The following is a 15,205-nucleotide window of genomic DNA, read 5'->3' as shown; positions in this document are numbered from 1 at the left end:
TGAAAAAAGTATTTCTAATAAGCAAACCATGAAGGCTATAGTATAATATTTACAAAGAAGCTGACATTATTGAAATAAGGGGAAGATGTATATGGAAGATGAATATACTATTGGGAATTTGGTAAATGAATTAAAGATAAACAAGGAGACAATAAGATATTATGAAAAAGTTGGTTTGCTTTCTGAGCCAAAAAAGAATGCAAATGGATATAGGATTTATTCAAAAAAAGATATAGAAATGATTAGATTCATACGGATAATTAAAAGCTTTGGTTTCTCCTTAAAGGAAATAGGTATATTAATACATGATGAAATATTATGTGGAAGCATGGAAGACATCAAAACAATGGTTGAAGGTAAAATCAATGAATTAAATATAAAAATCAATGAATTAGAAGGAAAAAAGAGCTTACTTATGAAAGTCAATAAAACGTTATCGTCGGAAAATATGGAAGCTTGTAATAACATGGAAATCTATATGAAGAAATAAGTGTTGACTGTGTACTATAGTACCTGGTCTATAATACCATTAAAAACTATGACCTTCGTTGTACAAAACAATGGGGGAACAATAAAGGAGAGTTTTTTATGGTGATAGACAAGGATACAATCTTATATTACTCAGGAACAGGCAACAGCTTGCAGGTGGCTAAGGATATAAATAGTGAACTAGGAGGCTTCAAGTTATTTAATATAGCTTCAATTAGAACAGAAGATAAAATAAGAATTGAAGGGAAAGTACTTGGAATAGTTTTTCCGGTAATCTATGCACGTTTACCACTAATATTGGAAAGAGTACTAGAAAAGCTTGAAATTAATGAAGACAGCTATGTTTTTGCAGTAGCAACCCATGGGGGAGCGCCTGCTGAAGTATTGATTAAATTGAGAAAAATATTTAAAAGCAAAGGTATAACATTAAGTTCTGGATTTTTAATTCACATGCCAGGAAATAATATTTTTTCATATGGTGCCAATTCTATTAAAAGACAAAGGAAGCTTTTCCAAAGAGAAAAGAAAAAAGTGAAAAAAATAACTCATATAATTAAAGAAAGAAAAAACTATAAATGTGAACTAAGTAAACTAGTAGTTGATATATTAATTGATAGGGCTTTTATTAAGACAACAGACAAGATAGTTAAAAACCTTCACTTAAGAGACAAAGATTTTTGGGTTAAGGATAATTGCAGTAGTTGCAAATTATGTGAAAGGATTTGTCCAGTAAATAATATACAGTTTAATAAGGATAAACCGACATGGAAGCATAACTGTGAGCAATGCGCTGCTTGTATTCAATATTGCCCTGTACAGGCCATTCAATGGGGGAATAAAACCATAAAAAGAAAGAGATATACAAATCCTAATATTAAGGTTATTTAGGAGTTGTTTTTGGTGCTGTCTTTAAACATATTGAGTGGGGTATGATTATTGGTGGTGGCATTGGAAGTTCTATAGACCTTATGAAGTATTCACGCAAAGCAAAGCTTAATAAATAAACAATTGTAAATTTAATAAATTACAATCACTATTATAAGAGAACTAAAGGACCTTCTAAGGTCCTTTAAAAATCTAAAAAATAATTACTTAACTGGATATGCATGTTATAAATTTCTATATTGACAAATATTTATTATACTACTATATTATATAGTAGTATAATAAATGGTGGTGATTAAATTGTCTTCAATAAATTTAATAATACTTGGCTATTTGAAAAACAAAGAGAAAAGTGCCTATGAAATGGTTAAAGAGTTTGAAGTCTGGAATCTTAATAAGTGGCTGAAAATAAGTACCCCGTCAATTTATAAAAATATAATTAAACTATGTGATAGTGGATATCTAAATTCAAGAATAGTTAAGGAAGGCGAAATGCCTGAAAAAACACTATATTCACTGAACGAAAAAGGAAATTTATATTTCAATGAACTAATGGAAGAAGGTTCAAAGAATATAGGAAATATTTATTTAGAATTTAATGCCTTCTTGGTTAACATAGAAAATTTACCAGAAGAAAAAAGAAAAGAATATCTTAGTAATTTCAAAGAGAAGGCACAAGAACGTAGGGCTTTTGTGGAATCAGTTTATAATCATGAGAAACAGCACAAGGAAAGATCTGGTTCTGAATTTCTTATATTAGATTTATATAACGAAGTTTATAACGTTTTGGAAAAATGGTCTGAAAAAGTTTTTGACTACTATAATTAATATCTTAATGTCTCTAATAAATCATAATATTAGGAGGCATTTTTTTCACCATACTACTATACTTTATAGTACTTTATATTATATTAATATATTATTTAGGAGGTTTGTCTTATGAACAAAAAGCATCAACTAATTTCTTTCATAGCCATTATTTTAGGATTTTTTATGGCGCTATTAGATACGACGGTGGTAAATATCACATTGCCTAAAATGACCCAATACTTTAATACTACTATGGATCATATTTCTTGGGTGGTAAATGCCTATAATCTAGCTACGGCAGTTATCTTAGTGACTGCTTCAAGGTTGGCAGATCAATTTGGCAGAAAAAAATTGTTTGTTGGAGGAGTGATTTTATTTACCATATCTTCACTGCTATGTGGTGTTTCAAATTCTCTTCAAGCCCTTATATTATTTAGAACAATCCAAGGATTTGCCGCAGCTTTTGTTGTGACTATTGCAATGCCTCTTTCAGCTGAAATATTTCCACCAGAGAAGAGAAGAACTATTATGGCTCTTTGGGGAGCTTTTTCTGGTCTTGCTGCTGCCAGTGGACCATCCATTGGTGGTATAGTAACTCAGTTTTTTAGTTGGAGAAGTATTTTCTTTATCAACATACCTATAGGTTGTGTATGTATCTTATTAACCATGAAATTCATAAAGGAATCTTATGACCCAACTGCAAGTAAAAGTATAGACTTTGGGGGAATTATAACAATGTCAATTGCCATGTTTTCCTTAACTTTTGCATTAATGAAGGCTAATGAAAAAGGCTGGACTTCAAGCTTTATCCTTTCCTTTTTTGCGGTTTCAGTTATAACACTTGTATTATTTGTTATTATTGAATTAAAAGTTAAAGAACCAATGGTTCCACTTAGTCTATTTAAATCCTTACCATTTACAAACGGCTCTATTACTCTATTCTTATTAGGACTTGGCATGATGTCTGGTACCTATTTGCTATCTTTTTTCTTAATTCAGATTAAAGGGTTAAGTCAACTGTCAGCAGGGCTTATTATTTCAACTATGTCCTTAACTTCAATGTGTTTTTCCTTATTGGCTCCTATTCTCATAAGGAAATGCGGCAGTAGGATAATTAGTGCATTGGGTATTTTATTACTTTGTGCCTCATGCTACTTAAACAGTTCTCTTACTCAAAATTCTTCAAATCTAGATATTATTCTAAGATTAATTGTTGCTGGTTCTGGTACTGGTTTAAGTATGGCAACATTAATAGGTTCTATAATGGCCAATGTTCCTGTAGATAAAATAGGAATAGCTTCCGGAATAAATAACATGACAAGAACACTTGGAACTGTACTTGGAGTTGCCTTGTTTTTAACTATATTTACATCGAATATGACTACCCAAATATGTGATGCTAAAAATTCTGTTGCTCAAACAATACAGAATGACACTGTATTTGATAATGAAACTAAGCTGAAGCTTATTAATTCTATCAAAGCAGGCAGTGATAAAAGTGTTAATCTTTCACAAATATTAAACTCAAATGATAAAAAAGAAACTGCTGCGGTAGCATCTTCTAAAAGCATGTCTGAAAATAAAGTCAAAGAAAGTATTGAAGCTCAAAATAAAGAATATCAAAAGAAAGATGATCAAAAGAAAGAAACTCAAAAGAAGGAAATAAAAAAAATAGAGTATAATATTCAAGATACCTTCTTGACTTATGCTGTTAAAGCCTTTAGTTTCACATTTAAAATTAGCTCTATAATTCTTTTACCAGGCATACTTTTTGCATTATTTAGTGATAAAAGTTGGGCAGGGGGACGGAGAGTTAGTCCCAAATCCAAGGATCATATCAAGATAGAATAGACAGAAAGTGAAGGATTAAACAGAAAGTAGGATATTAAGCAGAAGAAAATCTAATAAACAATCGCTAGAAAATCATGAAAATTATATAAGGCATTTAGTAAATAAAGATGTACCCTATATTTTTAGAGTACATCTTTATTTAGTAGTTTACTCTGAGGAGCATACACATTATTTGTATGAAATCCTGTATTTCACATCATTATTATCTATTTGTATAATGATGAGGTTGCACTTAGCCAGCTCACTTTTAAACAGACCTAAAGAAAAATAAAAATTTCCACCTAACGAAAACTAATCAGTGTGAATTGGCGATATAATCATTTGAAATATCAATAAAGCTTTTAACTAAACTATTTATCTTTAAGCCATTATTAACTACAAACTTAACTTCCAGCTCTCTAAAATCATCTTCTAAGTGGTAAATAAAAAACTTATTATCCTTAGGTAAAATACTTTTAGGCAACAGGGATATTCCTAAACCTTCACCAATACCACGAATAATAGATTCTAATGAGTCAAATTCAAGGACAGCAGCTTTAGAATTCTTACCAATTAACCATTTTTGCAGTAGCCTACGATAAGGGCAATTAATATCAGAGGCTACTATTACTGGACAAGTTAACTTATTAATATCATCAATTTCTTTAGAAGCTACTAATGCAAGCTCTTCCTTAAAAGTAAAGACCTCTTTAATTTTTGAAGAGGAAAACTCACCAGATATAAAAGCTCCATCTAGCTCATCTTCTAGAACCATATCTAGCAGAGTTTTTTGCTTTTCTGTTTTTAATACTAAAGATACTTCAGGATTTTTCTCGTAAAATAGTGAAAATAACTTAGGTAAAATAGCTGCAGAAATAGTCTGGGTAGCGCCTATTTTAATAGTGTTAGGATGTTTATCAGTAACAAACTCAGCATCAAGCTCATCAAATAACTGAAGAATTTTATCTGCATATTTAAGCAATCTTTCTCCGCTAGGGGTAATAATTGTACCTTTATTGTTTCTTATGAATAAGGTTGTATTAAGCCTATTTTCAAGATGCTTAATTCTCATGGTTATATTTGACTGCGCATAGCCAAGCTTTAAAGCGGCCTTTGATATAGATTTTTCATATGCAACAGTTTGGAATATTTTTAAATCATTAATTTCCATAGTATAGAAACCTTTCATTAAAGCTAAATTATTCTTGCCATCACTATTAGTGATATTAAAGATTATTTATAAGTATTATACAATTTAGATATGGAGAGTTAAACTTAAAGTGTAAAAAATATTTCATGTGACAAGGATAGAGCTTTATAAAGAGATTGTACAAGGAAAACAAATTCAAGCACGTTTAAAAATTATAGCTTCTAGTAATTTTTCACATTCATAAACTAATACTTTAATGAAAATTGCAGTCTTTATAGATTTCAGACCTTTATAGAGCTAGTAAAAATAAAGGGAGGATAAAAGAAATGATAGCAACACAATATAAAATAATATTACCTAGTGATTATGATATGAATATAGTAAGGGATAGAGTTAAAAACAACGGACATAAAACAGATGGATTTGAAGACTTGAAATTTAAGTTGTACCTAATAACCGAAAGAGGAAAGAATAACAATTTACAAAACAGCTACAGTCCTTTATATCTTTGGAAAGATAGTAATGGACTAAATAAGTTCTTATTTAAGGGGTTCTATGACAATATAATAACTTCTTTTGGCTGGCAAAAAGTAAATGTAGGAATACCATTGATTGATACCACCACCTCTAAAATTAAAGATAGCAAATATCTATTGGAAATAACAAGAGAAATAAAACAGCAGCAAAGTCTTGATAATTTTAAAGATAAAGTAGAAGAGGAAGTTATAAAAATTAAAAATGCAGAGTATATAGTTATTTATAATCCTGATAAATGGAAATATAGTATATTTTACTTTGTAGATACCTTGAGCAGTAAAGGATTAGAAGAAGGAACAGTCTATGAAATACTTCATATATCACAATAAAAGAGGTTTTAATACGAAAAATTAGGCTTTAAAGCAGAGCGATTACATCAATTTGTAAGTAAAAGTATAATATAAAGCGTCAATATGATACTGAGGAAGTTCGCTATTTAGCTTAAGGAGTAATCCTTCTAAAAATATGTATTCACTGATTTTATATATACTTAATCATAAATATTATTTTGTGGGCTATAGATGAAATCCTCAGTAAAAATACTTTTTGATGACTATAATTTTAATAAATCTCTCATATTATCACCTAAAATTAAGTCCTTTTCATGGCTTGTTATGGATAGATTTTGAACATTAGAAATTACACTACTAAGATTGTTTTTACCATAGGGAGTATCTGATCCCATAATTACTTTTTCTGCACCAAACTTTCTTATACAAGATAAAATCTTAGTTTTAGGAACTAGTTGGGGACAGGATATATCAAAAAATACATTTGGAAACACTACATTAGATTCTATAAAAACTTCTAAACCAATCAAATGACCTATAATAAAGTTTGTGTTTTTATGATGGCTAATCAATTGAACCATATCCACAATATCTTTTTTTGAAGTAAGGTGAATAAATATAGGAAGGCCTTTTATACCAGCCCACTGGGCTATTTCATGCATATAACTTTCTTTCAAATTAAACTTATTAATACACTGGTGTAGCTTTATACCTTTAAAATTATACAGTTTATATTTTTCATCAAGTTTTGCTAATATGTTTTTTTCAGCTGGATCAATCCAGTAAAACTGAATTATTCTATCAGGATACTGTTTAACCAAGTTATAGACATATTCATTTCCAAGCTCTATATTCTTAGAGGTTCTATTTAAAGAGTTAACTTGCTTTACAATGATATTGGTAAAATATATTAGACCTTCAGGATGCTTCTCAGCAAATTTAGAGAAAAAGGACAAATCCTGATTTTTTTCACTGTTAATTTGAGGAGTACCAGCTAACACTACATAATCTACATTATTTTCATTTAGGATTTTTATAATATCAAGAGCTCTGCAAAAGTCTCCAGCAGCATGAGCATGACCATCTATTATCATTACTTTAATCTCCTATCGTATGATTATTTTTTTCTATAAATAAATACTCTTGTCAAATTAATGAAGTTATAACCATATATATCAGCAGTTAGGTATTGATTTAAATGGATATAGCTATTTGAGAATGATAAGAAAGTTGTGAAAATCAAAATGATTATGATTCAATATGAAGATTAAAGGAGCAGTTATATCAATTAAAACAGTATATATGAATGTATTCAAAAAATGTGGGTGGAGCTTTTTTTATGACAATCAGTAAAGTAAGGTACATTTTACGAACAATATAACTTAAATTACAGAGTAGGGCAAAGTAGCTTACTTTTGTAAACTCCTAGTAAAATAGCTATGAATAAAACTATTATCATCTTCCATAAGTTTATTTAAAAATGAAAGGTGAACACCTGCATACATTTCCATATTAAGGTCTAGCTCTTTCTGCTGAATAAGTTTCCCGCCACTGTTTAGAAAATCTATTAAATGAAGCTTTCTTGTACAAATATATCTTATGTCTTCTTCTTTAAGAAAGATCAATCCATGAGCTTCTGATGATGGCTTTGGCTCTTCTTCAGTATATGATAGAAAAACAGCGGTTGAACGAGAGTTATCTCCAGTTATAATTAAGGGCTTAATATCCCATTGTAATTTATTTGATATGTTGCAGTAATTGGTATCTGCCCAATTTGCTTTATAAAATGTATTTTGAGCATTAAACAAACTTACTTCAACTGCCCCTTCTTCTTTAATTTCTCTTTCTAAGGCCTGTAGCAAGCTTTCATCCTTTTCTATATGACCACCTAGCCGCATTATGCCTAATCTCTTACCTGTGTTGTCTGGCCCAATCATGAATACTAGTGTATCTTGATAAAAAATAAATGAGCCCACAGTTTTAAAAGCATTCAATACATTTAATTCAAACATTCAAGGTCCCTCCTTTAAATAATAGCTTTAATAAATAATAGTGTTGAAATTAAGTCGTCAGTCATCCAAGTATCATGATTGACAACTTAACTTTAACGGGGGACTTTAACAAAACCTAAACTTTTCATATTACTTTTACTTATTTGACCATACAATGTCGTAATAACCACTTGCTTTTTCAGTTTTAATTGTTAGACTCCATTTACCTTCTACTGGTGCAAAATCTTTTGTTTCAGCAAATGAAGATTTTTCCTTCAAATTTCCGTTCCAAACTATTTTTCCAGTAGGATCTTTTGCTTCCCATTCCAGATTCCCTTCATCAGTTTTAATATCTAATTTGAGTTTTACTGTCTTAAAACTTTTATCTACCTCAAAATCAAAGCTATTATTACCTTTACTTATTTCAGAAGAACCGTCTTTAGTAAAGGTTGAATTACCGTGATTATATTTAGGGCTACTCTTAGTACAGCCTGTTAAAATAAAACAACTTATCACAATAATTAAGATGAATAATTTTAATATGGCTTTATATAAGCCGCTCCATTGGTTTGATAATTTATATTGTACTACTTTGTGGATTTAATTGTAAATATTAGAATTAGAGCCTTATTATACAATATATACTTTATGTTCCTCAAGGCATTGAAGTAACTATATAAGACACTTTCCTATGTCAAAAGTCTTTAATTTTATATAATTAAGAGATTCTATCATTAGGATTTTGATCTTTATGCTTTCTTTTTCTATAACGAAGAGTTTAATCTATCTAAACAAACATATATATTCGGAAAGACAATTGGTTGCATCACTTTTAATAATAGCTATGTTTAATAATATTGTTGAAATTAAGTGGTCATGAAGGAGATGATATATGAGCGAGCAATTAGAATTAAATGATTTTTTCAGATGGAATGGCGTTAAGAAACTGTACTGTTCGAACGTAGTGAGTTTACAGTTTTAGCCATGGAATATGACAAAATCATATTAATTCTTTGCGCAAGCGAATCTAAACATCGGATGACTGACCACTTAATTTCAACACAGTACTTTAACATAGCCTTAATAATAAATTATAATTTCTAATTCGCACCTCAGAAGTCAGAGAAATTAAAAAATAGATTTCTGATAAAATCCATTTATATATAATAATAGCTTATTTACATTAATAGATTGTAAAATTAAATACTTTGTTAGGCTGATGTAATAAAATATAGAGTTAAGGATTTGTTGGTTTTAGAAAAAATGATATAATTAGGTAATATATAGATGTTGTAGCTAGTAAATTTCAAATAGTATTCCTTTAGAGAGGTAAAATACTTGATTTATAGGCGCAAATTACCTATGGGGGATGAAAGATTATGAATGATTTTCTATACAAGCTATTACCAATGATATTAGCCTTAACAATAAGTCAGATTATTTATTTAAAAATTGATGAAAAATATAATATGAACAGTAGAATTAGTTTAAGACTACACATAAAACAAGAATGGTTGGCAGCCGTTAGTTTTTTATCTACATTTGCAGTTATGTTTTTTATAGGAGTATTATCTATATACGTAATTAACCTTCCAACTACTGCATATTTCATATTGGGTGGAATATTAACTGGTGTTACAGTTGGAATGAAAGTAGGAAAATAGATAGAATTTTTGGCTCAATTAATAGGGGGAATTTTATTGCAAAATGATTTTGATCATAGGATATATAGCGTGTACTTTTTAATTATTTAAAATTAACTAAGATTTGTATAAGAGGAGGCAAAGATTAATGGCTATACTTAAAGGCTTGGAAACCACATTTAATAATGTTTACGCTGAATATGACAAATGGAGACCAACTTATGTTTCTGAATTATATGAAGACATTATGGAATATAAGGAAATCAATCCATCAAGTAAAGTTCTTGAAGTAGGGATTGGCACTGGTCAAGCTACACTGCCTATCCTTGAGAAAGGTTGCTCATTAACAGCTATAGAACTTGGAGATAAGTTAGCAGAGTATACAAAGCAAAAATTTAGCAACTACAACAATCTTAGTATAAAAAATATTGCTTTTCAAGATTATCAGTGCCAACCAAACTCATATGACATGATCTACTCAGCTACTGCTTTTCACTGGATACCTGAAGAACTAGGCTATAAAAAGGTATATGAAATGATAAAAAGTGGGGGAATATTCGCCCGTTTTGCTAATCACCCGTATAAAGACAAAGGAAGAGAAGATATGGATAGTGCTATTCAAGAGGTATATTCAGAATATATGTCAGCTTCCACTTTGAGGCCAGAATATAGCGAGGAGCAGTGCAAGGAGTTAGCAGACATAAGTAAAAAATATGGATTCGTTGATGTGGAATACAAACTATATCACAGAACAAGAACCTTTACTTCACAAGAATATATATATCTGCTAGGCACATATTCAGACCACATAGCAATAGAAGAAACTAAGAGAAAAGTGTTTTTTAATAAGATAAAAAATATAATCGATAGTTACGGAGGGAAAATTACTATTTACGATACCATAGATTTGCAACTTGCAAGAAAACCTTAGCTGTCTTATTAACGTGGCAGGTAGTTTTGCCGAAGAATACAGAGCTTCTACTTATCAAAGTGAGCTATTTAATACTAATATTTATAGATTCTAATAAATAGAAAGCATGTATGGAAGTATACTTGCTTTATTTTTATTCAGATAACATACATTGATTTAGCAGAGTTGTTGTTTATTTGAAAATCACCACTGTATAAGCATTTCAGTGGTGATTTTTCTTTTCACTGCGGGTTAATATATAGGGGGCATTACGAAAGCTTAAGTTATGCATGTTGAAAAATCGCGGATTCTAGGTATCTTTGCAGCATGTATAAATTAATAGTTGAATTTGGTTCCCTATAGTTTGAAAAAAGCTTGCACTTAAAAATATGAGATCTATAAATAACCCTTGTGGTGAAACTGTGCTCTTGATTTATTTATGTACTTTCAATTCATCCATTGTGAAAAGTGCTTTTAACTCCAATCCGGATTCTTTAAGCTTTTTTCGTCCATCAGGATTTCTCTCTATAACGCATAGTACATTCTCTAATTTTGCTCCAAAGCCTCTTAAATCCTCTGCACTTAATAATATTTGCCCACCAGTTGTGACAACATCCTCTATAATACATACTTTTTTATTTCTAAAGTCAATTCCTTCTGCCAATTTGCACGTACCATATTCTTTAGCTTTTTTTCTTACAAATACTACTGGAATTCCTGTTTCAATTGATAAGGCTGTTGCTATTGGAATTCCACCCATTTCTAAACCTGCTAGAATTTCTGTACCATCCGGTAATTGCTCTGCCAGATGTTTAGCAATTCCTTTCAAAATTGCTGGATTAGATTCAAATAGATATTTATCAAAATATTCATTTGAAACTTGTCCGGACCTCAGCTTAAAAGTTCCTTCTAAGTGTGCTACTTCATAAATTGCTTTACACAAGTCTTCTCGTCTCAATATTATCCCCTCCAAATACTTTTATATAGTTGTACTACCTCGTTCTAAACTACAACTGATTATAATTTAGTTTAATCATTATTATAACATATTTTCCAATTTGTCACTGGGAGGTTTTAGGGGGGGTGAAAATAGATTTAGGCTTGAATTGGTATATCTTTAAGAAGAATATATGGTAGATTACTCTAATTTATTTAATAAGTAGTTTAATATACATAGTAAATAAGTAGAACCTCACCATAAATCAGCAGTAAATTTGCTGAAATAGCAGACATAGTTATAAAATCAATAGTTACATAAAAACAAATATGGAATATGATGGTTGGTAAATGTATAATGGATATATGCCTGAAGTAAGTATTACGTATAATTTAATTATTTAGTATTTACTTAATTTTGGGCTGTAAGAGTTTGTAGGTAAAGTGGAGGAGAAGGATATGAAAACATTGTTACTTTTGGCCAAGGGCTTTGAAACCATGGAGTTTAGTGCTTTTGTGGATGTTTTAGGTTGGGCAAGGAATGATTATGGATATGATGTGCAAGTTGAAACCTGTGGATTTAACAGAGAGGTTATGAGTACTTTTAATATTCCTATAGCAGTAGATCGTTTAATAGATGATATAGATGTTGATAAATATGATGCATTAGCAATTCCAGGAGGGTTTGAGGAGTATGGATTTTATGAAGAAGCATATGACGAAAAGTTTTTAAACCTAATTAGAGAATTTGAAGCCAAGGGAAAAATCATTGCAACTATTTGTGTTGCTGCCTTACCCTTAGGGAAAAGTGGAGTGTTGAATAATCGTAAAGCAACAACTTATCATTTGAGAGATGGGTATCGTCAAAAGCAGTTAGCTGAGTTTTCAGTAGCGGTAGTTAATGAGCCTATAGTAATAGATAAGAATATTATTACTTCATATTGTCCACAGACAGCATCAGGAGTTGCCTTTAAACTATTGGAATTATTGACATCAAAAGAACAGATGGAAGTAGTTAAAAAAGCCATGGGATTTTAATGAGAGTTCTGTGTCTGAATAATTAATATAATTAACTTGTTATTACGTTCTTCTTCAGTTTCTTAAATCAATTAATAATTTATATATAGGTATACTTTATGAAAATTTAATTTATAAATATTCGATGATACAGGCTTCTAGGGATTAGATGATTCCATTTTGTTTATGATCATCAGGTATGTATAAATTAATAGTTGTTGGATACCTATAAGAGGAGGAAATATCAATGGCTATAATTGAAGGATTAGAAACAACCTTTAATGACATGTATGCGGAATATGACAAATGGAGACCAACTTATGTTGCAGAATTGTATGAAGATATTTTCCGATATAAGAAAATTAATTCATCAAGTAAGGTGCTTGAAGTAGGTATTGGAACAGGCCAAGCTACATTACCTATTCTTCAGAAAGGCTGTTCTATAACAGCTATAGAATTAGGAGATAAGTTAGCAGAGTATACAAAACAAAAATTTAGCACCTACAAGAACCTTAACGTAGAGAATACTTCTTTTCAAGATTATCAGTGCCCACCTAATTCATATGACATGATATATTCAGCCACTGCTTTTCATTGGATACCTGAAGAACTGGGATATACAAAGGTATATGAAATGTTAAAAAGCGGTGGAATATTTGCTCGCTTTGCCAATCATTCTTACAAAGATAAAGGAAGAGAAGAGATGCATCTTGCTATGCAGGAGGTATATTCACAATATATGCCAACCAATAACCTTGGCCCAGAATACAGCGAAGAGAAATGCAAAGAAAGAGCAGAAATCAGTAGGAAATACGGTTTTATTGATATAAAATACAAATTATATCACAGAACAAGAACCTTTAGTTCCCAAGAGTACATTAATTTTATAGGCACATATTCAGAATATATTGCAATGGAAAAAGCTGATAGAGAAGAATTCTTCAGTAAATTGAAAGCTGTAATTGACAGTTACGGAGGAAAAATTGATGCTTATGATACCATAGATTTGCAGCTGGCAAGAAAACCTTAGCTGATATTATTAATAAAATATAATTTTAATATATTAATTTATGCATGCCAGATAATCTTAAGAAGCTGTGATTATCGAACATGTATAAATTAATTATACACAGTCTGCTAAAATTACTTTTAAAAGGGTGACCATATTAATTAGATTAGTATACGTGAATGTATTAAAGAAATGTGGGGGGTGGAACCTTATAACTTTATTAAAATAATCAATTAGTAATTATTATAAGTCAAGTCTGTATATGTACTCATCGTATACAATGTCAGTACCGCTTTTTTTAAAAGTACCTTCTTTTTCAACATAAAAGTTAAGCTTCTTTAAGACAGCATTTGAAGCTATATTTTCTTTTGCTACTGGAGCAGTTATTTTTATTGCACCATTAAGATGACAAAAATCAATTAGTGCCTTTATCATTTCTGTAGCATATCCTTGATTCCAATAGCTTTTATGAATGGCATATCCTAAATCCCAGTGCTTTTTATCTTCGCTTGGAACGGCACTGCATGTTCCAATATAGCAATCAGTTTCCTTTGATACTGCAACAAAGTAATAGCAACCAGAATAAATTTCTACATTTTCCTTCCACTTTAAATATATACCTCCTGCTTTTTCACGAGGTGGGTCTGATAAATATTTCCCCATTTCATCATCTAACCATATATCCAAACAAAAATCAGTATCTTCAATCTTCGTACTTCTAATAATCAATCTATTCGTTTCTAAATTTTCTTTCATTATAATAGTCTCCTTTGTTATTTCAGTAATGAATAGTAAAGTAATATTGCAAAACACTCTAAGTTGTATTTAATGCTTATTGTAGAACATCTTACAAGTTATAACATATGCATTGTAGCTCATGGTAGAGATTCTTTAGCAAATATTAGGCTGTATTTAAAAAGATATTGATATTATGATAATACTTATAGGAAGTTATTTGATTTTCAATAAGTTGTATTTTAGAATTAGGTCGCTTTAATATACTATTGGTTATTAAACTATAGATTTCAATCACACTTATTATAACATTATTTACAAAATATAACATGTGCCGTTCATAGGTTAGTTCTTTATTTTTAGTTTTTCATTTTAGCATACGAATGTGGTACATTGCTTGGAACTATAAAGTTTTTAGCCCTTATGCTTCCCAGCTCTAACTACCATTTAATAAGTGCAATAAGTGCATAGTTTACCTTGTGAACACCAACTCTCTCTAACTTCTTGTGCTAAGTTTATGCATAGGAAAAAAGTTGTAATTATTTCTTCGATAGGGTTGAATAATTGTTCTTTATCAAGACAAGAAAGAATAGAAACACCTGATAAAATAGTAGCTATATCTGCATAGGCTAACCGCAAACTCTTATTTAGTTGACTAATAATAGCATAAGATTGGAGTGTCTCTAATTTATAAGCATTTATTTAAAACAAAGCCAAATATTAAGATTCAGTACGATTAAATACTACACTTATTGTTATAAAAAATTCAGATGCATATTGAAAAATCAATAAAGCTGCAAGAATAAATTTTTGATTCTGATAAAGCTTTCTTATATCAGTTCTAAAGCTTTAGTCTTATAGATAATTGATAATTTTAAATTAAAAGCTTAACCTTGTACGAGGTAAAAACACTAACAACATTTTTTGAATACATATCAATATAGGTCTGAATATAAAGATACACCACTACGCT

General features: G+C 30.1%; 15 protein-coding genes. 9 read left to right on the top strand and 6 right to left on the bottom strand.

Features of this window, described 5'->3' with window-relative positions; all coding sequences use genetic code 11:
* Positions 1-91 precede the first annotated feature (91 nt).
* The 4 genes from GXK57_RS20715 to GXK57_RS20700 all read left to right on the top strand — a co-directional run bounded on the left by GXK57_RS20715 (position 92) and on the right by GXK57_RS20700 (position 4,035).
* A complete protein-coding gene (locus tag GXK57_RS20715; RefSeq protein WP_160679931.1) occupies positions 92-490 on the top strand; it encodes a MerR family transcriptional regulator in 399 nt (132 codons plus the stop codon).
* Positions 491-588: 98 nt separating this feature from the next.
* Positions 589-1,377 carry an EFR1 family ferrodoxin gene (locus GXK57_RS20710; RefSeq protein ID WP_160679930.1) on the top strand — a complete coding sequence of 263 codons (789 nt, stop codon included), beginning with the start codon at positions 589-591 and terminating at the stop codon, positions 1,375-1,377.
* Between the two features lie 297 nt (positions 1,378-1,674).
* Positions 1,675-2,202, top strand: coding sequence for a PadR family transcriptional regulator (locus tag GXK57_RS20705; RefSeq protein ID WP_202127760.1), 528 nt, complete (start codon positions 1,675-1,677; stop codon positions 2,200-2,202).
* A 111-nt stretch (positions 2,203-2,313) separates the two neighbouring features.
* Positions 2,314-4,035, top strand: a complete 1,722-nt coding sequence (locus GXK57_RS20700) for a DHA2 family efflux MFS transporter permease subunit (RefSeq protein ID WP_160679928.1) — start codon at positions 2,314-2,316, stop codon at positions 4,033-4,035.
* A 295-nt stretch (positions 4,036-4,330) separates the two neighbouring features.
* On the opposite strand, the gene GXK57_RS20695 is transcribed toward GXK57_RS20700, so the two are convergent.
* Positions 4,331-5,185: a LysR family transcriptional regulator gene (locus tag GXK57_RS20695; protein ID WP_160679927.1), complete on the bottom strand. Its 855-nt coding sequence runs from the start codon at positions 5,183-5,185 to the stop codon at positions 4,331-4,333.
* Between the two features lie 305 nt (positions 5,186-5,490).
* Here GXK57_RS20695 and GXK57_RS20690 point away from each other — a divergent pair, with 305 nt between their 5' ends.
* The gene (locus tag GXK57_RS20690; RefSeq protein ID WP_160679926.1) at positions 5,491-6,030 is read left to right on the top strand and encodes a DUF4865 family protein; all 540 of its coding nucleotides are present in this window, start codon (positions 5,491-5,493) and stop codon (positions 6,028-6,030) included.
* A gap of 224 nt (positions 6,031-6,254) precedes the next feature.
* Here the strand turns inward: GXK57_RS20690 and GXK57_RS20685 are convergent, their stop codons facing one another.
* The 3 genes from GXK57_RS20685 to GXK57_RS20675 form a co-directional block, all read right to left on the bottom strand.
* A complete protein-coding gene (locus GXK57_RS20685; RefSeq protein WP_160679925.1) occupies positions 6,255-7,085 on the bottom strand; it encodes an amidohydrolase family protein in 831 nt (276 codons plus the stop codon).
* A gap of 315 nt (positions 7,086-7,400) precedes the next feature.
* Complete coding sequence (locus GXK57_RS20680) at positions 7,401-8,003, bottom strand: NUDIX domain-containing protein (protein WP_160679924.1); 603 nt, start codon at positions 8,001-8,003, stop codon at positions 7,401-7,403.
* Positions 8,004-8,138: 135 nt separating this feature from the next.
* Entirely contained in the window at positions 8,139-8,498 is a 360-nt protein-coding gene (locus GXK57_RS20675; protein ID WP_160679923.1) for a hypothetical protein, read from the bottom strand.
* A gap of 863 nt (positions 8,499-9,361) precedes the next feature.
* On the opposite strand from GXK57_RS20675, the gene GXK57_RS20670 reads away from it, so the two are divergent.
* Both GXK57_RS20670 and GXK57_RS20665 read left to right on the top strand, forming a co-directional pair.
* Positions 9,362-9,646: a hypothetical protein gene (locus GXK57_RS20670; RefSeq protein ID WP_160679922.1), complete on the top strand. Its 285-nt coding sequence runs from the start codon at positions 9,362-9,364 to the stop codon at positions 9,644-9,646.
* A 127-nt stretch (positions 9,647-9,773) separates the two neighbouring features.
* Positions 9,774-10,556, top strand: coding sequence for a class I SAM-dependent methyltransferase (locus tag GXK57_RS20665; RefSeq protein WP_160679921.1), 783 nt, complete (start codon positions 9,774-9,776; stop codon positions 10,554-10,556).
* A gap of 412 nt (positions 10,557-10,968) precedes the next feature.
* Here GXK57_RS20665 and pyrE read toward each other — a convergent pair whose 3' ends face one another.
* Positions 10,969-11,493: an orotate phosphoribosyltransferase gene (pyrE, locus tag GXK57_RS20660; RefSeq protein ID WP_160679920.1), complete on the bottom strand. Its 525-nt coding sequence runs from the start codon at positions 11,491-11,493 to the stop codon at positions 10,969-10,971.
* 437 nt (positions 11,494-11,930) lie between these two features.
* Here pyrE and GXK57_RS20655 point away from each other — a divergent pair, with 437 nt between their 5' ends.
* Both GXK57_RS20655 and GXK57_RS20650 read left to right on the top strand, forming a co-directional pair.
* Entirely contained in the window at positions 11,931-12,509 is a 579-nt protein-coding gene (locus GXK57_RS20655; RefSeq protein ID WP_160679919.1) for a DJ-1/PfpI family protein, read from the top strand.
* Between the two features lie 226 nt (positions 12,510-12,735).
* Entirely contained in the window at positions 12,736-13,518 is a 783-nt protein-coding gene (locus tag GXK57_RS20650) for a class I SAM-dependent methyltransferase (protein ID WP_160679918.1), read from the top strand.
* 222 nt (positions 13,519-13,740) lie between these two features.
* Here GXK57_RS20650 and GXK57_RS20645 read toward each other — a convergent pair whose 3' ends face one another.
* The gene (locus GXK57_RS20645) at positions 13,741-14,253 is read right to left on the bottom strand and encodes a GNAT family N-acetyltransferase (protein WP_160679917.1); all 513 of its coding nucleotides are present in this window, start codon (positions 14,251-14,253) and stop codon (positions 13,741-13,743) included.
* Positions 14,254-15,205: the final 952 nt, after the last annotated feature.

The organism is Clostridium sp. C8-1-8 (genome assembly GCF_009928445.1).
In the GTDB taxonomy this organism is placed as follows: Bacteria; Bacillota; Clostridia; order Clostridiales; family Clostridiaceae; genus Clostridium_AR.
Note: the sequence above shows the minus strand (reverse complement) of the source record. Positions and strands in the feature narration are given on the sequence as shown.

What these genes read in the sequence shown, in the direction of transcription:
- GXK57_RS20715 (WP_160679931.1), top strand. Translation starts at nt 92, where the DNA reads ATGGAAGATGAATATACTATTGGGAATTTGGTAAATGAATTAAAGATA.
- GXK57_RS20710 (WP_160679930.1), top strand. Translation starts at nt 589, where the DNA reads ATGGTGATAGACAAGGATACAATCTTATATTACTCAGGAACAGGCAAC.
- GXK57_RS20700 (WP_160679928.1), top strand. Translation starts at nt 2,314, where the DNA reads ATGAACAAAAAGCATCAACTAATTTCTTTCATAGCCATTATTTTAGGA.
- GXK57_RS20695 (WP_160679927.1), bottom strand. Translation starts at nt 5,185, where the DNA reads ATGGAAATTAATGATTTAAAAATATTCCAAACTGTTGCATATGAAAAA.
- GXK57_RS20690 (WP_160679926.1), top strand. Translation starts at nt 5,491, where the DNA reads ATGATAGCAACACAATATAAAATAATATTACCTAGTGATTATGATATG.
- GXK57_RS20685 (WP_160679925.1), bottom strand. Translation starts at nt 7,085, where the DNA reads ATGATAATAGATGGTCATGCTCATGCTGCTGGAGACTTTTGCAGAGCT.
- GXK57_RS20680 (WP_160679924.1), bottom strand. Translation starts at nt 8,003, where the DNA reads ATGTTTGAATTAAATGTATTGAATGCTTTTAAAACTGTGGGCTCATTT.
- GXK57_RS20670 (WP_160679922.1), top strand. Translation starts at nt 9,362, where the DNA reads ATGAATGATTTTCTATACAAGCTATTACCAATGATATTAGCCTTAACA.
- GXK57_RS20665 (WP_160679921.1), top strand. Translation starts at nt 9,774, where the DNA reads ATGGCTATACTTAAAGGCTTGGAAACCACATTTAATAATGTTTACGCT.
- GXK57_RS20655 (WP_160679919.1), top strand. Translation starts at nt 11,931, where the DNA reads ATGAAAACATTGTTACTTTTGGCCAAGGGCTTTGAAACCATGGAGTTT.
- GXK57_RS20650 (WP_160679918.1), top strand. Translation starts at nt 12,736, where the DNA reads ATGGCTATAATTGAAGGATTAGAAACAACCTTTAATGACATGTATGCG.
- GXK57_RS20645 (WP_160679917.1), bottom strand. Translation starts at nt 14,253, where the DNA reads ATGAAAGAAAATTTAGAAACGAATAGATTGATTATTAGAAGTACGAAG.